Origin of the sequence: Providencia huaxiensis, assembly GCF_002843235.3 — a bacterium.
In the GTDB taxonomy this organism is placed as follows: Bacteria; Pseudomonadota; Gammaproteobacteria; order Enterobacterales; family Enterobacteriaceae; genus Providencia; species Providencia huaxiensis.
The window spans coordinates 1668305-1694297 of sequence record NZ_CP031123.2; the positions used below are offsets into that span (position 1 = coordinate 1668305).

The 25993-nt window shown below is 39.1% G+C and carries 23 protein-coding genes and 1 tRNA gene; 11 read left to right on the top strand and 13 right to left on the bottom strand.

The window, feature by feature from the left end:
* Positions 1-150: 150 nt before the first annotated feature.
* Entirely contained in the window at positions 151-780 is a 630-nt protein-coding gene (locus tag CYG50_RS09355) for a thymidine kinase (protein ID WP_102138649.1), read from the bottom strand.
* A gap of 530 nt (positions 781-1310) precedes the next feature.
* Here CYG50_RS09355 and hns point away from each other — a divergent pair.
* Entirely contained in the window at positions 1311-1721 is a 411-nt protein-coding gene (gene hns, locus CYG50_RS09360) for a histone-like nucleoid-structuring protein H-NS (protein ID WP_004254106.1), read from the top strand.
* Positions 1722-2188: 467 nt separating this feature from the next.
* Here hns and galU read toward each other — a convergent pair whose 3' ends face one another.
* Entirely contained in the window at positions 2189-3109 is a 921-nt protein-coding gene (gene galU, locus CYG50_RS09365; protein ID WP_102138650.1) for a UTP--glucose-1-phosphate uridylyltransferase GalU, read from the bottom strand.
* A 159-nt stretch (positions 3110-3268) separates the two neighbouring features.
* Positions 3269-4279 (bottom strand): two-component system response regulator RssB, encoded by a 1011-nt coding sequence (gene rssB / locus CYG50_RS09370; protein ID WP_102138651.1) that lies wholly within the window; start codon positions 4277-4279, stop codon positions 3269-3271.
* A gap of 125 nt (positions 4280-4404) precedes the next feature.
* Between rssB and CYG50_RS09375 the strand changes: the two genes are divergently transcribed.
* The 3 genes from CYG50_RS09375 (at position 4405) to CYG50_RS09385 (ending at position 6076) form a co-directional block, all read left to right on the top strand.
* Positions 4405-4884 (top strand): YchJ family protein, encoded by a 480-nt coding sequence (locus CYG50_RS09375; RefSeq protein WP_102138652.1) that lies wholly within the window; start codon positions 4405-4407, stop codon positions 4882-4884.
* Between the two features lie 99 nt (positions 4885-4983).
* Positions 4984-5832 carry a formyltetrahydrofolate deformylase gene (gene purU / locus CYG50_RS09380; protein WP_102138653.1) on the top strand — a complete coding sequence of 283 codons (849 nt, stop codon included), beginning with the start codon at positions 4984-4986 and terminating at the stop codon, positions 5830-5832.
* 159 nt (positions 5833-5991) lie between these two features.
* Positions 5992-6076, top strand: a tRNA-Tyr gene (locus tag CYG50_RS09385).
* 1 nt (position 6077) lies between these two features.
* On the opposite strand, the gene CYG50_RS09390 is transcribed toward CYG50_RS09385, so the two are convergent.
* Positions 6078-6953: a LysR family transcriptional regulator gene (locus CYG50_RS09390; protein WP_102138654.1), complete on the bottom strand. Its 876-nt coding sequence runs from the start codon at positions 6951-6953 to the stop codon at positions 6078-6080.
* Between the two features lie 565 nt (positions 6954-7518).
* Here CYG50_RS09390 and xthA point away from each other — a divergent pair.
* Entirely contained in the window at positions 7519-8331 is an 813-nt protein-coding gene (gene xthA / locus CYG50_RS09395; RefSeq protein ID WP_102138655.1) for an exodeoxyribonuclease III, read from the top strand.
* Positions 8332-8396: 65 nt separating this feature from the next.
* Here the strand turns inward: xthA and CYG50_RS09400 are convergent, their stop codons facing one another.
* From CYG50_RS09400 to CYG50_RS09410, 3 genes are read right to left on the bottom strand one after another with little or no spacing between them, the layout of a single operon-like run.
* Complete coding sequence (locus CYG50_RS09400; RefSeq protein WP_102138656.1) at positions 8397-10322, bottom strand: DNA topoisomerase III; 1926 nt, start codon at positions 10320-10322, stop codon at positions 8397-8399.
* Positions 10323-10325: 3 nt separating this feature from the next.
* Positions 10326-11369, bottom strand: a complete 1044-nt coding sequence (selD, locus tag CYG50_RS09405; protein ID WP_102138657.1) for a selenide, water dikinase SelD — start codon at positions 11367-11369, stop codon at positions 10326-10328.
* A gap of 11 nt (positions 11370-11380) precedes the next feature.
* Positions 11381-11932 (bottom strand): NAD(P)H nitroreductase, encoded by a 552-nt coding sequence (locus CYG50_RS09410; RefSeq protein ID WP_102138658.1) that lies wholly within the window; start codon positions 11930-11932, stop codon positions 11381-11383.
* 451 nt (positions 11933-12383) lie between these two features.
* On the opposite strand from CYG50_RS09410, the gene sppA reads away from it, so the two are divergent.
* The 3 genes from sppA (at position 12384) to pncA (ending at position 16076) form a co-directional block, all read left to right on the top strand.
* Positions 12384-14240, top strand: coding sequence for a signal peptide peptidase SppA (sppA, locus tag CYG50_RS09415; protein ID WP_102138659.1), 1857 nt, complete (start codon positions 12384-12386; stop codon positions 14238-14240).
* Positions 14241-14407: 167 nt separating this feature from the next.
* The gene (gene ansA / locus CYG50_RS09420; protein ID WP_102138660.1) at positions 14408-15427 is read left to right on the top strand and encodes an asparaginase; all 1020 of its coding nucleotides are present in this window, start codon (positions 14408-14410) and stop codon (positions 15425-15427) included.
* Positions 15428-15449: 22 nt separating this feature from the next.
* Entirely contained in the window at positions 15450-16076 is a 627-nt protein-coding gene (gene pncA / locus CYG50_RS09425; RefSeq protein WP_102138661.1) for a bifunctional nicotinamidase/pyrazinamidase, read from the top strand.
* Positions 16077-16185: 109 nt separating this feature from the next.
* Here the strand turns inward: pncA and CYG50_RS09430 are convergent, their stop codons facing one another.
* Together CYG50_RS09430 and msrB are read right to left on the bottom strand one after the other, a co-directional pair.
* Positions 16186-16491 carry a YeaC family protein gene (locus tag CYG50_RS09430; RefSeq protein WP_102138662.1) on the bottom strand — a complete coding sequence of 102 codons (306 nt, stop codon included), beginning with the start codon at positions 16489-16491 and terminating at the stop codon, positions 16186-16188.
* A 114-nt stretch (positions 16492-16605) separates the two neighbouring features.
* Positions 16606-17019 (bottom strand): peptide-methionine (R)-S-oxide reductase MsrB, encoded by a 414-nt coding sequence (gene msrB, locus CYG50_RS09435; RefSeq protein WP_102138663.1) that lies wholly within the window; start codon positions 17017-17019, stop codon positions 16606-16608.
* A gap of 355 nt (positions 17020-17374) precedes the next feature.
* Here msrB and gapA point away from each other — a divergent pair, with 355 nt between their 5' ends.
* Together gapA and CYG50_RS09445 are read left to right on the top strand one after the other, a co-directional pair.
* Positions 17375-18370: a glyceraldehyde-3-phosphate dehydrogenase gene (gene gapA / locus CYG50_RS09440; RefSeq protein ID WP_004911198.1), complete on the top strand. Its 996-nt coding sequence runs from the start codon at positions 17375-17377 to the stop codon at positions 18368-18370.
* 284 nt (positions 18371-18654) lie between these two features.
* Positions 18655-19536, top strand: a complete 882-nt coding sequence (locus CYG50_RS09445) for a D-hexose-6-phosphate mutarotase (RefSeq protein ID WP_102138664.1) — start codon at positions 18655-18657, stop codon at positions 19534-19536.
* Positions 19537-19651: 115 nt separating this feature from the next.
* Here CYG50_RS09445 and CYG50_RS09450 read toward each other — a convergent pair whose 3' ends face one another.
* The 4 genes from CYG50_RS09450 to fadR form a co-directional block, all read right to left on the bottom strand.
* Positions 19652-20404 carry a MipA/OmpV family protein gene (locus CYG50_RS09450; RefSeq protein WP_102138665.1) on the bottom strand — a complete coding sequence of 251 codons (753 nt, stop codon included), beginning with the start codon at positions 20402-20404 and terminating at the stop codon, positions 19652-19654.
* A gap of 137 nt (positions 20405-20541) precedes the next feature.
* Positions 20542-21621, bottom strand: coding sequence for an alanine racemase (gene alr / locus CYG50_RS09455; RefSeq protein WP_102138666.1), 1080 nt, complete (start codon positions 21619-21621; stop codon positions 20542-20544).
* A 62-nt stretch (positions 21622-21683) separates the two neighbouring features.
* Complete coding sequence (locus tag CYG50_RS09460) at positions 21684-22985, bottom strand: D-amino acid dehydrogenase (protein ID WP_102138667.1); 1302 nt, start codon at positions 22983-22985, stop codon at positions 21684-21686.
* Between the two features lie 460 nt (positions 22986-23445).
* Positions 23446-24162 (bottom strand): fatty acid metabolism transcriptional regulator FadR, encoded by a 717-nt coding sequence (gene fadR, locus CYG50_RS09465; protein ID WP_102138732.1) that lies wholly within the window; start codon positions 24160-24162, stop codon positions 23446-23448.
* A gap of 221 nt (positions 24163-24383) precedes the next feature.
* Here fadR and nhaB point away from each other — a divergent pair, with 221 nt between their 5' ends.
* Positions 24384-25934, top strand: coding sequence for a sodium/proton antiporter NhaB (gene nhaB / locus CYG50_RS09470; protein WP_102138668.1), 1551 nt, complete (start codon positions 24384-24386; stop codon positions 25932-25934).
* Positions 25935-25993: the final 59 nt, after the last annotated feature.

Here is a 25993-nt window from a genome sequence, read left to right on the forward strand (position 1 = left end):
TTTTGTTTAGCTATTAAAAATGAGTTACTGTAAAAATACATAAAATCGATATTATATAAAACGATTCAACTCGCTGAGTTTATCTCACAGTTGGTCATAATAGGTTGATATCAGAGAGCTATTTTATTTCCTACACCAAACGATTTCCATTCATCTAAAGTGGAGTGCCTGTTTAGGTATAACACCCTCATTCATCAACTGAGCTTGTTTTATTGCTTCTGAATAGTGTTTACGACAAACAGAAATATACTTTTCATTGCCGCCTATATCGACTTGTAAGCCTTTATATACAGGTATCCCATCACTTCCTATACGTAAAACCTTACTTGCCTTACGGCCACAATAGCAGACTGTTTTTAGCTCGACTAATTTATCAGCCCAAGCAAGCAAATATTGGCTACCTTCAAATAATTGCCCCGCAAAATCAGTACGCAACCCATAACATAAAACTGGAATATCCTCGTTATCGACTATGTCACATAATTCTTCGACTTGTTTTTTTGTTAGGAACTGACACTCATCAATAAGAACACAATGCACTTTTTGTGTGCTATTTTCTTTTTTTATCAGCTCGGCCATATTTGTTGTCGCTGAGTAGAGTAACGCCTCTGCTGATAAACCGATGCGCGATGAGACTTTTCCTTGTTCAAAACGGTTATCTATCTCTGCAGTAAAAATAACCGTACGCATCCCTCTTTCATTATAGTTATACGATGATTGCAATAATGACGTTGATTTTCCCGCATTCATAGCTGAATAATAAAAGTAAAGCTGAGCCATTTGGCTGTTCCCTCAAAATTAATATACGTAATAATTTTACCATAAAACAGACTTTATGATTAACAATAATGGTCTGTATGTCCTTTACTTATTGAAAATTTAACTTTTTTTTCGACTATACTCGTTCCTTATTGCAAATATTGCTTAGCTTGTATGCAATAAAAACCAATTTGATATTAACTATAAACAGTTTCAATTAAAGCACATTCCGCTAAAAATCATCATCAAAAAAAGAAAATTTAAGGAATCCATCCCTTCAATTCATTCTGCGTAAAAGTAAAATGAGACTCTCCTCTTCTTTTTCGAATAATTTAATCACTACGATTTTAGCTTATTCCTATTTTTCGTTTAGTTCAGTTATTGATAATAGCTATATATATATCTACGAAAAGTTTATTTTTCTTTTGTAAAAAAATTGCAATCGCTAAAGATTACTTTTAAACTAAGGAAGTAATTTAGCTATTGCAGAATTTAAAATAGCATTCTATTATTACTGTACACATGCCAACTAATAATTTGAGACCAGGAAAATGAGCGAATCATTAAAAGCGTTAAATAACATCCGTACTCTTCGAGCTCAAGCTCGCGAAGTAACTTTAGAATCTTTAGAAGAAATGCTGGAAAAATTAACCGTCGTTGTTGAAGAACGTCGTGATGAAGAGAGCCAAGCTCGCGCGGAATTAGAAGAACGTAACCGTAAATTGGAAAAAGTTCGTGAAATGATCCTTGAGCAAGGCGTCGATTTAAATGACCTTCTGCAAACAATGGACTCAGGTAAAAGCACTAGCACCCGTGCTAAACGTGCTGCACGTCCAGCTAAATACAAATATGTTGATGAAAATGGCGAAACTAAAACTTGGACAGGCCAAGGCCGTACTCCAGCTGTAATCAAAGTTGCCATTGAAGAACAAGGCAAATCTTTAGATGATTTCTTAATCTAATCGCCTCAACATGTATTCTAAACACCCTTTTATAAGGGTGTTTTTATTTTAAAGCTTTATATATTATTTTATATTAACCTGTAATAAGAAAAGGTGCTTAGCTATTATAACTCTCCCCTTCAGCACGAAAGCCTCATAACTACTGCCCTCTGCTTCAATTAACTGCCCTGTTTAAGCTTTTGCGGCGTATTACGCTATCGACAAATAATCATGATAAATAAAAATATGCAGTAAAGATATGTAAGCTTAATTAGATAAATTTAAATATTGTTCAGTGATTTTATTTATGTAATGAGGTTGTTTGTTAATTTTTACACCCTATACACTTATAGGATGTACAGGCTAAAACAGCCGAAATCAGAGCGATACCCCTTAATATTTGATATCTATTGTTAGTAATTATTTTTTCACGCATAAAAAAGGCTAACAAATTAAGTTAGCCTTTAATAAAAATTCATTGTGGAATTTTATTTTGCTGAATTCAATGATACTGATAATTCTTTCAACCACTGGGTAAAATCATCTCCCAGCGCATCATGTTGCATTCCATATTCAACAAACGCTTTCATATAACCTAGCTTATTTCCGCAGTCATGACTTTTACCACATAAGTGGTAGGCTTCTACTGGTTCATTATTTTCCATCATTAATGCAATGGCATCAGTTAATTGTATTTCATCTCCAGCACCTGGTGCTGTTTTGGCTAATGCATCCCAAATCTTTTCAGATAAAACATAACGACCAACAATAGATAAATTAGATGGAGCCTCTTCACGTTTTGGTTTTTCAACCATACGGATAATTCTTTTACTATCCCCTGGCGCTAACATTTCACCATTACAATCCACAATACCATAGCTAGAGACATCTTCTTCTGGTACTGGCTCAACTAAAATCTGACTTGCTCCTGTAGACTCATATTGCTCTAGCATTTCACGCAAATTAAATTTGGTTAAGTCTGTACTGTAACGGTCTAAAATGACATCGGGTAAAATAACCGCAAAAGGTTCTTCACCGACTAACGGCTTAGCACACAAAATAGCATGCCCTAACCCTTTCGCTATTCCTTGGCGTGTTTGCATAATCGTTACGTGGCTTGGACAAATAGATTGAACCTCATCCAATAGCTGGCGTTTAACACGCGCTTCCAAAATAGCTTCTAATTCAAAGCTTGTGTCAAAGTGGTTTTCAATGGAATTTTTCGATGAATGGGTCACTAAAACAATTTCATTGATCCCAGCCGCAATACATTCGTTAACAACATATTGAATCAGAGGCTTATCGACTATTGGCAACATTTCTTTTGGAATAGCTTTTGTTGCAGGAAGCATACGAGTTCCTAAACCTGCAACAGGGATTACCGCTTTACGCACCTTGCGCTGTGTCATTTTTATCACTCCAGATATCATCTTAGCCTCTCTAATTTCACTAAAGTACCAAGAGGCATTTTAAGTGCGCAGAAGTATATCAGGAAATATTCATGAATAAATAGCGACGAGTCCGAATAGGGGTATTTAGATTACAGGAGTATGCATTTTAGGCATTAATTATGTTTCGGGATTAAACATAAGTTTTATTTTCTGACTATTATTACGAATTAAACACTGCCAAGCATTTCCTTTTACCTCTAAGTGATTAGATTGATAAAATTTTAGCGTGCCTAAAGGAAGGCTTCTAGGTAACTTAACATGTGTATTTTCTGTCGTTATTTCCGCTTCTAAGCCCGCACTCGCCATAATAATCGATTTATTCTGTGTATTAAAATACCCTAATAATAGAGGAAATTGCCCACTAAACCCCGAATCCTCCAGTAAATAATTTATTTGATTAATGATCCTGTCAATATTCGGTAGTTTTTTTTCTGGGTAGCTTACCGCACTTTTTAAAAGGTCATTAAACACAACTCGAATCAAAAAAGCCGCCATAATACCTTCTTGGGGAGAACGTTCAGTGTCAATGCAGTAGAACCCTATTTGGCTATCTGAAATAGGCGCTAGGTCTAATAATAACCCAAATCGGCTAGCCTCATTAAGTTGACGATAGTTAATTCGATAATTATTTATAATTTGGTGTACTGGTGGTTGTAACTGTTTCAATACCGCTAACATATCTTGGGTATGATCTTGCATTAATGTAGAAATTTGATGAATTTCCTCGTCAATCAACTCTGTTAGGTTACTTTGCTCGGGGTACAGTGCAGAAAGGAGTGTCACTTTGACTTCATCTAAATTTTTTATTGGCTTTAATAAAGCATCCTTAGCCCCTAAACGAAACATTCTATCTAACTGAGTAAAATCTGTTGTTGCTGTGATCACAATGACAGGAATATCGATATTGCGAGAAACGAGCTCTCTCATGAATGCTTCACCATTCATGACCGGCATGCTTAAGTCACATAGAATGATATCAGGGTTGATACGGTCTATTGTTAACATCTCTATTGCTAATTGACCATTATCTGCGGTATAGATCTCAATACCCAGTGTTTCTAGGTAGTTTTTTAAAATTGTACAGAAGGTGATTTCGTCTTCTATTATGAGTACTTTTCTATTTTTCATAAGATACCTACTGCAAAAGCCTGGTTTAATTAACAATACAATTATTCATACGATAAAATCATTTATTCACCATCATTTAAGTATAGTGATTTTTCAATCTTATACTTATTTTTATAGGGAGTGTTATGAAATCTCAAGCAGAAGATAAGTGTTACTGTGGTAACGAAGCACAATTTGAACAATGTTGTGCCCCTTTTTTGCAAGAAAAATCGATCCCACAGACGCCAGAGCAGCTTATGCGCTCAAGATATAGCGCTTATGTACAGCAAAATGCCGATTATCTGATTAAAACATGGCACCCTGATTGCCATGCCCAAGAGTGGTATCAAGAAATTGTAAATAGTTTCTCGAAGACACAGTGGCTTGGCCTTCGTGTTATTAGTTCTTCTTATGCCAAAAATCCTAATGAAGCTTATGTCGAATTTTCGGCTTGCTTTATTGATGAAAAAGCTGATCATAAGCAGCTTATTCATGAACGTTCGCGTTTTATTAAGATGGATTCGTGTTGGTTTTATATAGACGGCATTACTCCCAAAGTTGGTCGTAATGATTTGTGCCCTTGTGGCTCTGGTCAAAAATATAAAAAGTGTGGGCATCCAAACTAATCACCCTTTATTTGATATCTGTCTAATAAGACACATGCAATACTCAATCCGTCATTTTCTTTTTTATATCGCTTTGTTAGTTAAGGATTAGGCTGTTTCATGCAACACAAAATTGTACAGAAGAAAATTCTCAGGACAATTTGCCCTGACGCGAAAGGATTAATCGCGAAAATCACCAATATTTGCTATAAGCACCAACTCAATATCGTACAAAATAATGAGTTTGTTGATCACCACACCGGCCGTTTCTTCATGAGAACTGAGCTAGAGGGTATTTTCAACGATGAGACATTATTAGCTGACCTTGATGATGCATTACCGGTTGGATCTCAACGCGAATTAAATACAGCAGGTCGACGTCGTATTGTCGTTATGGTGACAAAAGAAGCTCATTGTCTGGGCGATCTACTCATGAAAAGTGCTTATGATGGTTTGGATGTTGAAATTGCAGCGGTTATTGGAAACCACGACACCCTAAAAAACTTAGTCGAACAATTTGATATCCCATTCCACCATATTAGCCATGAAGGCCTAACTCGCGAACAACATGACGAAAAAATGACAGCGCAGATTGACCAATATCAGCCTGACTATGTTGTGTTAGCTAAATATATGCGCGTATTAACGCCTGCATTTGTGCAGCATTATCCAAACCAAATTATCAATATTCATCACTCATTTTTACCCGCGTTTATTGGTGCCCGCCCTTACCACCAAGCTTATGAGCGTGGCGTAAAAATTATTGGAGCGACCGCGCACTTTGTCAATGACAACCTCGATGAAGGACCAATCATTACGCAGAATGTAATTAATATAGACCATACATTCACAGCGGATGATATGATGCGTGCAGGGCGTGATGTCGAAAAAAATGTCCTCAGCCATGCACTCTATTGGGTTTTAGCTCAACGTGTATTTGTCTATGGTAATCGCACCATTATTTTATAAGCCAACGTAGTGGCTTATTTAACAACACTTTGTTGATTTAACACGCATTAAGAATAAAAAAACAGCAAACAACCATTTTATTGAAAATTAATGCTTTACAGCGGCGCGTCATTTGATATGATGCCGCCCGCTGTCAACGATTACAGCAATTCAAAATCTGGTGGGATACCCAAGCGGCCAAAGGGAGCAGACTGTAAATCTGCCGTCACAGACTTCGAAGGTTCGAATCCTTCTCCCACCACCATCTAATTAATTTCACCTCCTAGTTTGTCAACAACCCCCATAAAACGATTTAACACACTTGAGTGTGATTTTGATTTATAGATATAACACACACTTTCCCCCAAAATTTTGTTCAATGATATATAAATCAATGACTTATCAATCAACTCTTCTTCTGGATAATGGTCTATAATGCCAATAAAATCACCCTCTTGAATGAAACTTTGGCAACAGCCGATATTATCCATTTGTCTTACACTTGTTTTATTATCAACCGTTTCAATTTTTGCCAATAAATCACTCATCAATGAACTTTTATAAAATGCAGGATCACATAGCCATGTACTTTTTTGTAATAATGTAACCAGGTCATAATGAAATTTTTCATACAGTTCTTTTCTGCAATAAATACCTAATGGTGAGTTTTCTATTATTTTTTGTAATGAAAATCGCTCACTAACTACCTGTTCTGAACTAAGTATAAGAGTATTCCCATCATAATCGACAATTTCATCTACTTCGTCATAATTAAACCTTAATATATTTACTTGTACATTATTTTGATGTGCTGATTGATATAAATTAATTAAATGATTTTCCTTTCCCCAGTCATAATAAATATTAGCCTCATTGATTATATAACCTGAAAAATGTTTTTTTGTTATTTCCTTCTCCTGTAAATAAAGATCTCTTAGATCGTTATAAAGTTCTTGGCCATCCTTAGTTAATGTCATTCCAAATTTTTCTCGTTTAAAAAGCCGTTTACCTAGGCTTGTCTCAAAGTCTTTGATTGACTTTGCGATGGGAGGTGTCGTACGGTTCATCACTCTTGCAGCCTTACTTAACGAGCCATTCTCAACAACCGCCATAAACGCCTCTAATTTTCTTGAAAAGAACATATCTATGACCCCATTCCGTTTATTAAAATGTTAATCAACATACTTAGTTTTCTCATTAATAATTATATTGATCACCCCAGAAATTAACTCATAAAATGAAAAATCAAACTTGATTTTTTATTGAATGATTAACAATATTTCATAAAAGTATTTTTATAATTTCCATCATTACAAAGCAATATATTATACTGTTTAGATTGATTATTTTTTATGCCTCCACTATTAAATCACATTAAAATATAAATAACCAATTGACTTTAAATGAAATTAAAACTAGTTAATATTGAAATTATTAATTTAATTTCAATATTAAATTATACCCTAGCATTCATAATAAATTTAATTAACAATAATATTTTTTGATTAACTAAAATTATTATTATATTTATATTGAGCGCTGAATTTTGATATTGTTCTAAGAGTGAGTTATGCCATGACCGTTTTTATCATAGCCATTACTAACTATAAAACAACCTAATCATTGAAACATGTTACGCGGGGTTACAGTACAGCTACCATCTGGTAGAATAAGCATAATAATCATAAAACTAGGTGATAAAAAACCATGAAATTCATATCGTTCAATATCAATGGCCTTCGAGCTCGCCCTCACCAACTCGCTGCAATCATCGAAAAACATCAACCTGAGGTTATTGGCTTACAAGAAACAAAAGTCCATGATGATATGTTTCCTTATGAAGAAGTTAGTCAGCTCGGCTATCATGTTTTTTATCACGGCCAAAAAGCGCATTATGGTGTCGCTCTTTTAACTAAAAATGAGCCTCTTGCTGTCCGTAAAGGCTTTCCAACTGATGATGATGACGCACAGCGTCGTATTATCATGGCTGACATCCAAACGGAGCGTGGCCCATTAACTGTTGTGAATGGTTATTTTCCTCAAGGGGAAAGCCGTGACCACCCAACAAAATTTCCAGCAAAAGAAAAATTTTATCAAGATTTACAAAATTATATTACATCAACACAAACTGCTGAGTCCCAATTGCTCATTATGGGTGACATGAATATCAGCCCAACAGATCTTGATATCGGTATTGGCGAGGTAAATCGCAAACGTTGGTTAAAAACCGGAAAATGTTCTTTTTTACCCGAGGAGCGTGAATGGTTAGCCAAATTATTAGGCTGGGGCTTAGTTGATACATACCGTGCGAAAAACCCTGATGTTGCTGATTGCTACTCATGGTTTGACTACCGTTCTAAAGGTTTTGATGATAATAGAGGCTTACGTATCGACTTACTGCTTGCATCAAATAAGTTAGCAGAGCGCTGTATAGCAACGGGTATTGATTATGATATTAGAGGAATGGAAAAACCGTCAGACCACGCACCTGTATGGTCTGAATTTGACCTAACAAAATAATTTTTATCTCGGGTTCTAATGCAAAAAGGCGCTCTAAGCGCCTTTTATTGTTTTACCAGACTCAACTAGTCTTCTTTCTTTTTCGTTTTTTCACCCGTTTTTGTTGGTTTTTTCCCCGTTTTTACTGATGGGGCCGGCAGCTCTCGAAATGCCCTCAAATTTGTAAACTGGCGCGCATGGTGAATTAATTGCATCAAAGTTTGACTTAGTGGATGCATAAAATCATCATAACGTGATTGTTTCTCACTAATTTGAGTTAACACTGATTCCCAATGGGCAGTCATGTCCGGTAAAGTCGCCATGTCAGGTAGAACATGAATTAGAGCCCTTCCCGCAGGCGAGGAATGAATATAACGCCCTTTCTTATAGAGGAATTGGCGCTTGAATAGTAAATCAATGATGCCCGCCCTTGTCGCTTCGGTGCCAAGCCCATCCGTTTCTCGCAATACTTTTTTTAATGCTTTATCCTGCACAAAACGCGCGATCCCTGTCATTGCGGATAGCAACGTCGCATCCGTAAAAGGGCGCGGGGGCTGTGTTTGCCGTTCAACCACTTCCCCTTTTTCACATAGCAACTCATCATTTTTACTCACAACGGGTAGCGGCATACCATCATTCTCAGCATCGCGCTCTTTATTACCCAATACGACTCGCCAACCTGCTTCAGCAAGAAATCGAGCTTTTGCAATAAATTTACCCTTTTCAATTTCAAGATCAATCGTGCACTTACGGTAAACTGCATCAGGCATAAACTGGATAATATATTGACGTGCAATCAGTTGGTAAATTTTACTTTCATTTTCAGTTAGCTTTGCTGCTGCCGTTTTTGCTGTTGGAATTATTGCATGGTGGGCATCCACTTTTTTGTCGTCCCAACACCGGTTTTTTTTATCCAACTCTGTCAATTCAAATTCAGTAAGGTCTGGTTGATGTACCGCAATTGCATTCAATACACTGTGCCGCCCTGCAAAATGTTCATCAGGTAAATAGCGGCTATCTGAACGCGGGTACGTAATTAACTTGTGCGTTTCATATAAACGTTGGCAAATGTCCAATACTTCTTGCGCACTCAACGCATACTTTTTAGCAGCTTCAATTTGCAAAGACGATAAAGAAAAAGGCAACGGTGCAATTTCAGATTCGCGTTTGTCTTGATATTGCGTCACTATGGCAGGTTTGCCCTCGATACGCGATACCACATGTTCTGCAAGCGGTCGGTGAAACAAACGCCCTTCTTCGTCTTGGTAATCAATACAGGAGTCACTTGGTTGCCATATCGCCACAAAACGCTCATCCTTTGGCGTAACAATATGGGCTTTAACCTCGAAATAGTCTTTAGGAACAAAGTTCTCTATTTCTTCGTCACGCCTAACGACTAGCCCCAAAACTGGCGTTTGTACCCGCCCAACAGAAAGAACACCTTGATACCCACCCCGTTGTCCTAATAACGTATAAGCACGAGTCATATTGATGCCATACAACCAATCTGCTCGTGCTCTTGCTAAAGCAGAGACACAAAGAGGAATAAATTCGCGATTTTCTCTTAAACGGTCAATTGCCCGCTCAACCGCTTGAGGGTTAAGGTCATTAATTAAACAACGCTTTACTTCTTTGCGTTTTTCAGGGTCGAGCTTTAAAAAATCAAGCACTTCGTCCACCAGCAATTGACCTTCTCTATCAGGGTCTCCTGCATGAACGACAATTGAGGCTTGCTTCAGCAATGTTTCAATAGTTTTTAATTGTTTAGTTACTGCGGGACGGGGCTTCAACTGCCACTTATCAGGGATAATTGGCAGATCCTGAAGATTCCAGCGTGCGTACCGAGGCTCATAAGCATCCGGCTCAGCCTGCTCTAAAAGGTGGCCAATACACCATGTTACGGTTTGGCCATCACCACATTGAATAAAACCATCACCTCGTTTATGAGGTTTGGGTAATACATCTGCAATGGCCCTTGCAAGGCTCGGTTTTTCCGCAATAAACAAACGCATAAATTAATCTATCACTTCAACTAAAGGAACATTATCCTGATGGGGTAATAATTTGCCGATAGACTGTAACAAAACACCTTGCTGCTGTGCAATCTCTTTAATTTTAGAGACTTCGGAAGGTTTTACTGCAATGAGTAGGCCACCAGAGGTTTGCGGGTCACACAGTAGCTGGCGCTGCATATCATTCATAGGGCCAATAAGATGACCATAACTGTCGAAGTTACGAGTTGTTCCACCGGGAACACAGCCTGCTTCAATATACTTTTCGACATCCGCTAATTTAGGAACTTTACTAAAGGAAATTTCAGCGCGAACGTTAGAGCCTTCACAAATCTCACTTAAATGACCTAATAAACCGAAACCGGTCACGTCAGTCATCGCCGTCACACCATCTAAAGGCGCAATGACAGCTCCTAGTTTATTCATTTGGCACATGGTTTCTGCCGCTAAGTGTTGATGTTCAGGTGCAAGTACCCCTTTTTTCTCTGCCGTTGTCAAAACGCCAATACCGAGCGGTTTAGTTAAGAACAGTTCGCAACCCGCTGTTGCAGCACTATTTTTCTTCACATATGCCGTATTGACAACACCAGTAACCGCCAGCCCAAAAATAGGCTCAGGTGCATCAATGGAATGCCCTCCTGCCAATGAAATACCTGCATCAGCACAAGCTGCACGGCCACCTTCAATCACTTCTCGAGCCACTTCAGGTGGTAGCTTAGCGATTGGCCAGCCTAAAATTGCGATTGCCATGATGGGCTTTCCGCCCATCGCAAAAATATCGCTAATCGCATTCGTCGCGGCAATACGGCCGAATTCAAACGGGGAGTCAACAATCGGCATGAAAAAGTCGGTTGTGCTGATGATGCCAATTCCATTACCTAAATCATAAACAGCGGCATCATCTTTCGTCTCATTACCAACTAACAAATGTGGATCATGGAATTTTGCTTGTTCTGTGTGTAAGATTTGCTCTAATACTTTCGGTGCAATTTTACAGCCACAGCCTGCGCCATGACTATATTGCGTTAATCTAATTTTTTCAGTCATTATTATTCTCTTTAGAAGTGAGACACAAAACCTGTCATGTCGGGCGCTTGTACTTTTGTTGGTGCTTTAAGCTCTGGTGTTCCTAAATAAAGAAATCCAACAATACGGTCGTTATCTCCACAACCTAGTCCAGCACGAACCACGGCATCTTCTGTCCATGCCCCTGAACGCCATATACCGCCAAAACCCTGAGCTACAGCGGCCATTTGCATCGCCTGCACAGTACAACTCGCAGCAACTAATTGCTCCCATTCTGGTACTTTCGGGTGGTCTTTTAATTTCGCAATCACAGTAATAATTAATGGGGCACGAAAAGGTGCATTGCGTGCTTTTTCTTCTACCTCAGCACCTAACTGTCCTTCAATTGCCGCTTTTTCTAATAACTGACTGAAGCGTTTAATCCCCTCATTTTGCATAACAACAAAATGCCACGGTTTTAACGCACCGTGATCAGGTGCTCTCATCCCTGCTGCAAGTATGTTATTAAGTTCTTCGCCTTGCGGTGCTGGTGTTGTGAGTCTAGAAGCTGAACGGCGGTTCAACAAAAGGGTTAGAGCATCCATAATTGTCTCCGTTTAAGAGTAAACTGATGTAATAATCATTCAATTAGATAATTATACCCACGTTATCTATTGTTTAAGCTTAAAGGAAAATCGCTTACACTAATACAACAATAACAATGATTCGCTAGGTAAAATTACGTTATAAATTCATTGAATTGTATCATTTGTCATACGTGAAAAATATCATTGAAACATTGTACCTTGCGTATCTTAATTTTGTTATGCATAAAAATAGCCCGCAATTGCAACTAATTGTATTGATATAACTTTAATATCAAACATTCGAAGTGATGATCGGGTAACAGATTTGCTTTTGAGCATATTATTGTTAATTCGTGCTACAGACGGAAATAGCCCAGCTGTAGAAAGAAATATTTATGTGATATCCAAAAATAGTTTGTACCAGAAGCCAACACCCGTGTGGTGCAAAATATACAGGATAGGAGAAAACATGCGTCAACTATGGGACATCATCGCTACCATCTTTAGAATTAGCTGGCGAGCACTCAACTTTATTAGGGAATTCGTTTTCAACGCCATTTTCTTAGTATTATTTTTTGTCGTTATTGGGTCGATTGCCCTTTACCAAACAGATACTCAACCTGAAAAAAATTATTTTGGTGCTTTATATGTTGATTTGCAGGGCGTTATTGTAGACCAAGTTTCTGCTCCAGACCCATTTGGTCGTATGAGCCGTGAACTACTCGGTACTTCAAATAGCCGTATGCAAGAGAATTCACTATTCGACATCGTTGACACCATTCGCACCGCCGCAAATGATGACCGCATTACAGGAATGGTATTACGCCTAGATGATTTAGTTGGCGCTGATCAACCCTCTTTAGCTTATATCGGTAAAGCAATCAACGAATTTAAAAGCTCAGGGAAACAAGTTTACGCCATCGGTAACAGTTATAACCAGTCACAATACTATCTTGCTAGTTACGCTGATGATATCTACCTCACTCCTCAAGGGGCTGTTGGGGTGTATGGTTTTGCAACTAATGGTCTGTATTACAAGACACTATTAGAAAAACTCAAAGTCAGTAGCCATATTTTCCGTGTCGGTACTTATAAATCTGCAGTTGAGCCGTTAATGCGTGATGATATGTCCCCAGAGGCTCGTTTAGCCAATAAACAGTGGTTAGATGCCCTTTGGAACAATTACCTCGCAGAAATCGCCAAAAACCGTAATACGACCAGTACACAAATTTTCCCTGGGGCTGATACTATTTTAGAACAATTACGATCAGTCAAAGGCGATAGCGCACAGTATGCTTTAAAACAAAAGTTGGTTGATAAACTTTATACAAACGAACAAGTTGAAGATTTACTCAGTAAACACTTTGGTTGGAATAAAGAAGATAAACAGTTTAATAATATTAGTATCTATGATTATTCTGCCAAAATAGCAGATATCAACACGGATCAAGGCGGCAATATCGCTGTGATTGTTGTTCAAGGTGCCATCATGGATGGCCCGCAAACAGCAGGAATTGCCGGGGGCGATACTATTGCAGCACAAATCCGCGATGCTCGCCTTGATGATAATATTAAAGCGATCGTCTTACGGGTTAACAGCCCGGGGGGAAGCGTCAGTGCTTCTGATTTGATCCGCAGTGAACTGGCTTCTGCCCATGCAGCGGGCAAACCTGTTGTGGTTTCTATGGGAGGCATGGCAGCATCGGGGGGTTATTGGGTATCAACTCCCGCGGACTATATTATTGCTAGTCCAAACACACTGACTGGCTCAATTGGTATATTTGGTGTGATCAATACCTTTGAAAAATCCTTAGATTCTATTGGGGTATATACTGATGGTGTATCAACATCACCATTAGCTGATATTTCTTTGACAAAAGGGATCAGCCCACAATTTGCTGACATGATGCAAATCACTATTGAAAATGGCTATGAAACATTTATTGGCTTAGTTGCTAAAGCTCGCCATAAAACGCCAGCAGAAATAGATAAAATTGCACAAGGCCGTGTGTGGATCGGGCAAGATGCACTTAAAAATGGCCTTGTCGACCAGCTAGGTGATTTTGATAATGCGGTAGATAAAGCCGCTGAGCTCGCTAAACTCACTGATGTTAAGTTAGATTGGATGAAGCCTGAGTTGACCTTTATGGATCAATTGCTACTTGAATTAACAACTAGCGTCCAAGCCGTAATGCCCGATGTACTACACGTATTTTTACCCCCAGCTGTCGCGACGGACATCCGCCAGCAAGCTCAATTTTTCTTAAAAATGAATGACCCGCAAAACCGTTATGCATTTTGCTTAAATTGCGCAGAAATTAACTGATTGCTAAATCCCCTTCAGAACCGGTGAAGGGGATTTCTCTCATAACCCCATCAATAACCTCATATCAATCTAATTATTCGTAAGTTAACGATAGTAATACGCTAACAAATACGTCAAAATCCTGATAATCACTCTCCTTCGATAAGTTGGATAAATTAGGTAATCAGATGCAGAAGAAATCAATTTATGTTGTCTACACGGGCGGAACAATCGGCATGCGCCATTCACCACAGGGATATGTGCCTGTTTCCGGTCACTTACAAGCTCAATTAGCTCAAATGCCTGAGTTTCACCGTCCTGAAATGCCTGAGTTTACGATCCGAGAGCATCAGCCGTTGATTGATTCATCTGATATTACCCCTGAAGATTGGCAGCTTATCGCTGATGACATTTGTGAAAACTACCCACTTTATGATGGGTTTGTCATCTTACATGGCACTGATACCATGGCTTTTACTGCTTCTGCGTTATCTTTCATGTTTGAAAACTTGAAAAAACCGGTAATAGTGACAGGGTCACAAATACCTTTAGAAGCATTGCGTTCTGATGGGCAGACGAATCTATTAAATGCATTATATTTAGCGGCAAACTACCCCGTTAATGAAGTCGGCCTATTTTTCAATAATAAATTATATCGCGGTAACCGCACCGTTAAAGCCCATGCTGATGGCTTTGATGCTTTTAGCTCGCCTAACTGCTCACCACTAATGGAAGCTGGCATCAATATTCGCACATTTAATACATGTCCTGCTCCTATTGGTATCGGTGAATTTAAAAGCCACCAAATTACACCTCAACCTATCGGTGTGGTTACACTTTACCCTGGGCTCTCAATTGAGATTGTTCGCAATATTCTTCAGCAACCCGTTAAGGCACTAATATTACGCTCTTACGGTGTCGGTAATGCCCCTCAGCAACCTGAATTACTCCGTATACTTCGCGAAGCAACGAGCCGAGGAATTATTGTGGTGAACCTGACACAATGTATTTCTGGTCGTGTTAATATGGAAGGCTATGCCACGGGACACGCCCTTGCTGAAGCTGGTGTGATCAGTGGATATGACATGACTTTTGAAGCCGCCTTAAGTAAGTTGCACTACTTACTTAGCCAAAATTATACCCCTGCGTTGATCCGTGAATTAATGCAGAATAATTTACGCGGTGAGTTGAGCTATGCTGATGAATAACAGATAAAATACTGAGGACATAATGAAAACAGCTTTACTGTTAGTCGATTTACAAAACGATTTTTGCACTGGTGGGACATTGGCAGTAAATGAAAGCGAACATGTTATTGATGTTGCGAATAAAGCAATGGCTATTTGCCAACAAAAACGGATAGATATCATTGCAAGTCAAGATTGGCATCCCGCGACACACCTTAGCTTCGCTGCTAATTCAAACACTCAAATTGGTGAAGTCGGTGAATTAAACGGCATTACACAAGTTTGGTGGCCAATTCATTGCGTACAAGGTGAACACGGCGCTCAGTTACACTCGAATTTAAACCAATCGCTTATTCGTGAAACTTTCACCAAAGGGGAAAACCCTCAAGTTGATAGTTATAGTGCCTTTTTCGATAACGATAAAATTAGCCAAACTCGTTTGCACGCATGGTTACAAGAACAGCATATCTCACATTTAATTATTATGGGAATTGCGACAGATTATTGTGTCAAATTTACTGTATTAGATGCGTTAAAACTAGGCTATTCCGTGGATGTTCTCGCCGATGGGTGTAGAGGTGTTAACCTAGCGGCCAATGATAGCCAAGAAGCCTTAGCTGAAATGCAAAAGCAAGGCGCAAGGTTAATCACTTTAGCTGACCTTCATTAGCTCATACTTTGCTGACAAGTTTTCTCATATCAGTTGAGAAAACTTGTTTTAGTGACCCTGTCACCCTTTAGCATCATATTGAATAACCAAACTTTTTGTAAAGCAGCTGTTATTCATCATTGTTTTGTGGTTTTAAGGTCGCTAACATTTCACCTTGAAACAACATTTTCAGCTCTTGTTTGCTCTTCATCGTAATTTCACCATTAGTCCCTACCGTCATATGTTCCGGGTCATGGTTATTCCGAGACTGCCACAATAGCACCATTTGTAAGCTATGTTCTTTCTGTTCCGGTGTTAACATCACCCCATCAGGCCATTTACCGAGTTCAACTGCTGTCACTAGGCGCTCATAAATTTCGGGGGTCATCACTGCCAACAATTGTTCAAGCTGCTCTGGATTAACTTCAACGCTCACGGTAAGGCTCCTTCAAATACACAATTAGCACATTATTTTATTTTTCTCGATTTCAGCTAAAAGCTGAATCGTTTTTGTTATTATCATAGAATAGCTTCAGCAACCTTCAGCTCTTTATCCACGTGTCTTTTCACCGCTATCATCATCAATAAAGCTTAATGATGCTGAATTAATGCAGTAACGCTGACCGGTAGGCTGAGGACCGTCTGGAAATACATGCCCTAAGTGCGCATTACAGTGTTGACAACGAACCTCAATACGATGCATTCCATGAGAGAAATCCTCAATGTATTTGATGGCCTCTTCATTAACCGGTTGATAAAAGCTTGGCCAACCACAACCTGCATCAAATTTGGTCTCAGACATAAATAAAGGTGTACCACAACATAAGCATTCGTACACACCGTCTTTACGGTTATGCAATAATTGACCACTAAAGGGTGGCTCGGTACCGGCTTGTTGTGTAACATAACGCTGCATCTCATTTAACTTTGAGATATCAATAGGTTGGTTATCTTTATTTGACATGTCATCCCTAAATATTTAAATGACTAAACGGTTTAATGGTTATCATACATCAATTTCAATCAACAAAAAATTAACAACATTTTCTGTAAAACTATTCTAAACTAAGAAGCATCTTACTTTCCGTTTTGATTTGTGAACCGTATCACATATATCACTGATAGATGGTTTCATTATGCCGTACAATCCCGATAATACGTGCGGCTGTATTTGCCGCTGAAGTGGCTGACAAATAAGCAATTGGTGGTATCAGAATTGATTTTTTTCAATAATTGACACGATTCCGCTTGACGGCTGGCAAGGTTTTGGTAACTTTAACTACAACTTAATTCACGAATAAATAGCTGGTGGAAATACTATGACTATCAAAGTAGGTATTAATGGTTTTGGTCGTATTGGCCGTATCGTTTTCCGTGCTGCACAAGAGCGTTCTGACATCGAAATCGTTGCTATCAACGACCTGCTCGATGCAGAATATATGGCGTACATGCTGAAATACGACTCAACTCATGGTCGTTTCAACGGTACTGTTGAAGTTAAAGATGGTCACCTAGTTGTAAACGGCAAAAAAATCCGTGTAACAGCAGAAAAAGATCCTGCAAACCTGAAATGGAACGAAGTCGGTGTTGACGTCGTTGCTGAAGCAACAGGTATCTTCTTAACTGATGAAACTGCACGTAAACACATCCAAGCAGGCGCTAAGAAAGTTGTTCTAACTGGCCCTTCTAAAGATGATACTCCTATGTTCGTTATGGGCGTTAACCACAAAGCTTACGCAGGTCAAGAAATCGTTTCTAACGCATCTTGTACAACTAACTGCTTAGCTCCACTGGCTAAAGTTATCAACGACAAATTCGGTATCGTTGAAGGCTTAATGACAACTGTTCACGCAACAACTGCAACTCAAAAAACAGTTGATGGTCCTTCTCATAAAGACTGGCGTGGTGGTCGTGGTGCTGCTCAAAACATCATCCCTTCATCAACCGGTGCTGCTAAAGCTGTAGGTAAAGTTATCCCTGAACTGAATGGCAAACTGACTGGTATGTCTTTCCGTGTACCTACGCCTAACGTTTCTGTTGTTGACTTAACTGTTCGTTTAGAAAAACCAGCAACTTATACTCAAATCTGTGATGCTATCAAAGAAGCAGCAGCAGGCGAGCTGAAAGGCGTTCTGGGTTACACTGAAGATGACGTTGTATCAACTGACTTCAACGGTGAAAAACTGACTTCAGTATTTGATGCTAAAGCAGGTATCGCACTGAACGACAACTTTGTTAAATTAGTTTCTTGGTATGACAACGAAACAGGTTACTCTAACAAAGTATTAGACCTGATCGCTCACATCTCTAAATAAGAGCTGTCGTGTAATCTGTCTAACTGAGCCGCCAATTGGCGGCTCTTTTGTACCGTATCCAATAACAAATTAACACTTCATATTTTCTGCTATATCGCTTATGGTTGATCTCTCATTGGATACGCTATAAACACAACTTATTTTAGAATGAATACTATTCACTGCGGCTTTAAGTATGCCGGACAGATACTCTAAATAATTCAAGTGAATGAACACCGTCAACAATGCTGCAGTTTAATGTATGACGAGTATTCACTCTGTTTCATTAACACAGGCCTAATACCATGCACGATAAACTTTTTGCATTACCGGTCATCAAACAAGTCTCCGCTTACATCACTCAACGCCAACTTGGTGAGCTTCCACTCATTGTTATCTCGCATCCTAAGGTGCGTGGGGCCGTCAGTTTACAAGGCGCCCAACTTATTGATTGGCAACCTGCGGGGCAAAAACCTTGCTTGTGGCTAAGTTCAGAGAGTGCTTTTAAAGAAGGCGTTGCTATCCGCGGTGGTATTCCTATTTGTTGGCCTTGGTTTGGTCCTGTAGCTAGTCCTAGTCATGGTTTTGCACGAATTCTACCTTGGCAATTCACTGCACATAATGAACATGAAGATGGTGTTATTTTAACCTTCACATTAACAGATACAGAATATACCCGTAAATTATGGCCCCATGAGTTCACCCTGATCCTACGAATGAAACTAGGTGAAACATGTGAGCTTGAACTAGAAAGTTATGGGGACTTCGAAACGACTGCTGCATTACACAGTTATTTCAATATCAGCGATATTCAAAAAGCCACTGTATATGGATTAGGTGGCCACTATTTCGATAAAGTCGCAGATAAAGAAGCTTATGTAAATGAACCACTGAAATTTAATAAACATACCGACCGTATTTATTCAGAACCAGAGGAATACAGCCTCTTACGTGATGACGGATGGGCCCGTACAATAGAAATTCACCATTACCATAATAGTGATGTTGTCTGTTGGAACCCTTGGGCAGAATTATCATGCAGTATGGGCGATATGCCAAATAATGGGTACAAACAGATGGTTTGTGTAGAAACAGCAAGGATCAACGTCCCAATGAAAAGTGATGCGCAGCACCCTGCTCGCCTTTCATTAGTGATGGTCAGCCGTGATAATAAGCCGCAAGATTAATTATCCATTCTGAGCATATAAGATCTAAGCACATCAAATTTCTCGATAGATAAAATTAGCCCCTGATAATCATCATGATATCAGGGGCTAAATAATTTAATATTCTATAACGAACTTAGAATGTGTAAGTGACGCCCGTCCACATAATGGCAGAAACATCTTTATTTACCATTGGGCTATCTTTCACTTCACTTGGCAGGCGGTCAACACGGCCCATTGCGAATACCGTCCAATTTTCATCAAAGCGGTAATTCCCTGTCACCTCAACGTATGGTGTCCAACTTGAACCTGGGTTATAGCGTTTTAAACCGCTATTACGTGATTCTTTTGAAGACACGCCATATTCATAACGGTTTTGGTTCTTACTATCCCATTTAATACCCAGACCTGGAGTGATTGACCATTTGTCACCTTCAAAGCCATACAGGTAGGCAAACTCACCACGAATACCATTACTGATACCTAAAATATCACCAGAAATATTCGTTCTCAGTGTACCCCAATCAGCTTTATGACGATAAGTCAGCCCCGTCATCACCGTATCACGGCGGCGGTCTAACTCGCGCATCGCTTTATCATCATTGTCTTTAGGTTTAAAAAATTGTGGGTAATAATAAGCATCCAATGATAACTGGTCTTGTGTATCATTCCATAAATAATAACCCGCAGCTAATGTATGAAAATAGAAATTCTCACTGTCATAATTAACAATAGGCACTGGCGTGACATAATCACGGCTCTTAATTCCTTTATAAGGTGTTGACTGCGCTAATACCGAACCACCAACAGACCAAGTTCCTGCAAATGCGGCCCCAGATAACACACTCAGAGCCATCGCAAGTGTCGTTAATTTAATTGCTTTTGACATATTATATTTAACCTAAAAATAATGAGAAATAGATCACACTCTATATGTTATATCAATATAGTTGCAATCCAAACATTCTTAACCAAAATCACACGTAAAGCTAAATTTTTACTATTTTCAGTATGATTGGTTAATATTTATTCTACTTTATTTTCATAAGAAATAGGAACTCTTTTCGCAAGCGCACAAAGTAGCTCATAACCAATTGTCCCCGCTGCTTGTGCAACCTCATCAACCGGTAAATTTTGCCCCCATAACTCCACTCGCTCACCAAGTTTAACATCGTCACAATCACTAATATCAATAGTCAGCATATCCATCGAAACAGCCCCCAGTAGTGCACAGCGCTTTCCTTTGCACCATACCGGCGTTCCATTTGCAGCATGCCGAGGGTATCCATCTGCATAACCACAAGCGACTGTTGCAATACGCATAGGTTTAGTTGATGTAAACCGGCTACCATAACCAATTGATTGCCCAGCTGGGATTTCATGGATAGCAATCACTTCTGATTGCAATGTCATCGCTGCTTTCAAACCCAACCCAAATATATCTGCAGATTTTCCACTTGGGGAAGCGCCATACAACAAAATGCCAGTACGAACCCAATCATATTGGGTTTGTTTATGCCACAATGTCGCTCCTGAATTTGCAATACAGGTTTCTAACGATAAGTGTTCGAATTGTTGAATTTGTCGGAACGGTTCTACAACACCTGTTTTGGTATCTGAATTCGCAAAATGACTCATTAACGTTAAATGGCGTATATTCGGCATTTTAAATAACCGTTGTACTACACTTTCGTATTCGCTCGGTGAAAAACCTAAGCGATTCATTCCGCTATTTAGTTTGATATAGACTGAAATCGGTGATGATAATTGAGCATTCTCAATGGCAAATAATTGCCACTCACTATGCACGCTTGTCGTTAAATTATATTGATCAATCAATTGCAAGTCTTGAGGCTGGAAAAAGCCTTCTAGCAATAGAATTGGCCCCTTCCACCCTTCTTTTCGTAACAAAATTGCTTCGTCAAAATCCAACACCCCAAAACCATCAGTTTCTTTCAGCGCTGACCAAATCTGCTTGATACCGTGACCATAACCGTCTGCTTTCATAACTGACCAAATTTTCGATTTTCCAACATGTTGCCGTACGATAGACAAATTGTGTTGTAAATTTTGTAGATGAATAACAGCACTTATTGGGCGCGGCATTTAAATTCCCTTAATACATTTAATTAATTCTAAAATTACAATGATGCCAAAACATCAAATACTTAGCGTGCCGGCGTTAAATCACCATGCGTAACCAACTTGGTATTAAAACCATCAAGATATCTAAATACCGATAAATCATCAGACGCTATCTCTGGTGTATTCCCTGAAATTATATCTGCCAGTAGTTTCCCTGCACCACAAGCCATTGTCCAACCCAATGTCCCATGCCCTGTATTTAAATATAAATTACTGTATGCAGTCGGCCCAACTATCGGAGTACCATCCGGTGTCATTGGACGCAACCCTGTCCAAAATTGTGCTTGTTCGATGTCACCACCGCCTTGATACAAATCTTGTACCACCATTTTCAATGTTTCGCAGCGTTTTTTCAGTATATTCAAATTAAACCCAACAACTTCAGCCATTCCACCGACGCGAATACGCTCATCAAACCGCGTTACTGCAATTTTGTATGTCTCATCCAAAATGGTGGAGGTTGGCGAACGCTGCTCGTCAATAATTGGCATGGTTAATGAATAGCCTTTGAGTGGATAGACTGGGATTTGAACCAAACTTTGTAGTATTGAAGTAGAGTAAGAGCCCATTGCAACAACATAGCGGTCTGCTTGCAAAATTTCACCATCAATTTTGACGCCACTCACCTTATTACCTTCAGTTAAGATTTGCTCAACATGGCCACCAAATTTGAATTTAACGCCTGAGTTTTGTGCCATTTTGGCTAATTTTTTAGTAAATTGCTGGCAATCCCCCGTTTCATCATTCGGTAACCGCAACCCGCCGGTAAGCTTATGCTTAACAAATTCTAACGCAGGTTCGGCTTTAACTAGTTCATTTGATGTCAGTAATTCGTATGGAACACCTTCTTGCTGTAAGACCGCAATGTCATTGGCTGCATTATCAAACTGCTCAGCAGTACGGAAAATCTGTAAAGTACCACCTTGGCGGGCTTCATATTCAATACCTGTATCCGCTCTTAATTGACGAATACAATCACGGCTGTATTCTGCAATGCGCACCATACGGCTTTTATTCATTGCATAATGTTGAATGTCGCAATTCTTTAACATCTGCCACATCCAGCGCAGCTGAAATAACGTGCCATCTGGACGTATCGCCAAGGGGGCGTGTTTTTCAAACATCCATTTCACCGCTTTAAGAGGGATCCCAGGTGCACCCCATGGGGTCGCATATCCAGGGGATACTTGCCCTGCATTGGCGGCACTTGTTTCTTCTGCCACATCATGTTGCCTATCCACCACTAGCACTTCGTGCCCTTCTTGTGCTAAATACCACGCGGTTGTCACACCGATAACGCCTGCGCCTAACACTAGAATTTTCATCGCTTCCCCACAAAATAAAAGTCTGCACCATTTCTTTTAGGATAATATTCTAGGAAATATTTGCCAATGTGGTGAATTAACACTTTTAACAATACAGTTAAAAAATTTAAATTTGGTCACATTTTCTTTACATGTCGATATTAAATTCCAGCTTAAAATTCAAACAAAAAATAAATTAACTTAAATTCAATAGGATAAAAAAAATGAATTCTTAGTTATTTTTTAATTTAGAATTTTCTATCGATTCACGTGAGGCGCCCAATAAAATCAATTTATTTTATTAAACTAAGAAGAGGACGTTTGATGGTATTAAATACCAATAAACAAACAAAGATTGGTTTTTCACTTCATTCAAGTGAATGATGGCTATTTGGCTAAAATCTGTCAATGATTAATGATAAAAAAACCAGCATACTGATACAACACAACATGCTGGCCTTATGGGATTAATGTCAGTTAACTAGCGGCTTTGTGCTAAATCTGAAGGCATATTACTTTGCATACTATGCCAGATCATTCCGCTTTCTTTTCCATAAGTACGCACACAATCCATAATACGGTCATAGGCTTGCTCACGACAAAGATGGCTTAATTGTTGGTAGAAGTTCAACGCTAAGCGCCTCGCTTCAGGGTTCGAAAAATAATAGCGGCCAACACGGGTATACAGCCCTCTTAACCCGTTAATAATCAGACCATAAATTGGGTTACCAGATGCAAATGCAAGCCCACGGAAAATGTTATAATCCAAATCACTGAATGCATCTGAATTATCTTCCACTTTTTCCCGCCCAGCTAACACTTCTATTGATTTCTCTGGGTTATTTCGAAAGGCTGTGCGAATAAAGATTGCCGCAATATTGGTACGTACTGCCAATAAATTATCAATGAGTTGCGGCACTCTATCGTGATCAAGCCTAGCCAGTGTCTCCAAAATATTTAGACCTGACGTTTCCCAATAGTTATTCACTTTCGTTGGTTTACCATGCTGAATGGTTAACCAACCGTCACGAGCCAAACGCTGTAACACTTCTCGTAAGGTTGTTCTGGTCACACCAATTAATTCCGAAAGCTCACGCTCAGCGGGTAAAATTGAACCTGGTGGAAAGCGGTTGTTCCATATGCTCTCAATAATATACTCTTCCGCGAAACCGGCCGGACTTTGAGCTTTAATAACCATATTTTTATTATTCCAAACATTTAGACGGATATTGAGCAAATCATACCAGATTGTCATCACCTGATATAGTTAGACTAAAAATAAAGGGTGAAGCAAATCATATAATTTCCATATAATTCATACGCTCTCAATTAGCAAATATGCTTAAAATCTGTAAGAGATAAGAGTAGTATGTATAACACAGTACACGACATCCGCATAAAAGAGGATAACGAACCATAATGGATTTTAGTTTAAAAACAGCTTTTTTGAAAAATTTTCTGGGAAATTCGCCTGATTGGTACAAATTAGCAATTATTATATTCCTAATAATTAACCCTATTGTCTTTTTCTTTATCAGCCCCTTCGTTGCAGGCTGGCTATTAGTTGCTGAATTTATATTCACATTAGCAATGGCACTTAAATGTTACCCATTGCAGCCCGGCGGTCTTTTAGCCATAGAGGCCGTTCTCATTGGCATGACGACCCCTGCTCAAATTTCACATGAAATTAGCAATAACCTTGAAGTTATCTTGTTACTGATTTTTATGGTAGCGGGTATCTATTTCATGAAGCAATTGCTTTTGTTTGTTTTTACCAAGCTGTTGATAAATGTGCGTTCTAAACGAATTCTTTCCCTTGCTTTTTGTATAGCGAGTGCATTTTTATCTGCATTTTTAGATGCATTAACCGTTATTGCTGTGGTCATTAGCGTTTCAATTGGTTTTTATTCTATCTATCACCAGTATGCCTCTAACCAGCCCAACAACACTGACCTACAAAACGATGGTTTTATTAACAATGCAGAGCAAAAACAAACCCTCGAGCAGTTTAGGGCTTTTTTACGAAGCTTGATGATGCATGCAGGTATTGGTACGGCACTTGGTGGTGTCATGACCATGGTGGGTGAACCACAGAACCTTATCATTGCAAAACATGTCAATTGGGACTTCATTACCTTCTATATCCGTATGGCTCCTGTAACCATACCCGTTTTTGTTTGTGGCTTAGTCGTCTGTTTTGTCGTTGAAAAATTTAAACTATTTGGCTACGGTGCTGAGCTTCCAGACTCTGTACGCCAAATTTTAACTGAGCACGATAAAAAACAGACGGCTAAACGTACCAAAAGAGATCTTGCACAGTTAGTTGTTCAAGGATTAATTGGTATTTGGTTGATAGTCGCCCTTGCTTTCCATTTAGCTGAAGTTGGTCTGATTGGTCTATCCGTTATCGTACTTGCTACCGCATTTTGTGGCATCACAGAAGAGCATGCATTGGGTAAAGCCTTCGAGGAAGCGTTACCTTTTACCGCTTTATTAACTGTCTTCTTTAGTATTGTTGCTGTTATTATTGACCAGCAATTATTCACCCCATTTATTCAGTTTGTATTGCAATCCTCTGAATCATCGCAACTCTCCTTATTTTATCTCTTTAATGGCCTGCTTTCTGCTGTATCAGATAACGTTTTCGTAGGGACAGTTTATATTACTGAGGCTTTAAAAGCGGCAAATGACGGTTTGGTGTCAACGGAACAATACCAGTTTTTAGCCGTGGCAATTAATACAGGGACTAACTTGCCTTCAGTTGCAACACCTAATGGCCAAGCTGCCTTCTTGTTTTTATTAACATCCGCGTTATCACCGCTGATCCGCTTATCTTATGGCCGTATGGTTTGGATGGCGCTGCCATATACCATCGTAATGACAATTGTTGGGCTATTAGGGGTAGAGTTCTGGCTAGTACCAATCACGCATTGGATGGAAAGTATTGGGTTGATAACATTCGCTCAATAACTATACTTTAAAACAATTAGCCGTACACCAATACGGCTAATTGTAATATTAGGTAAAGC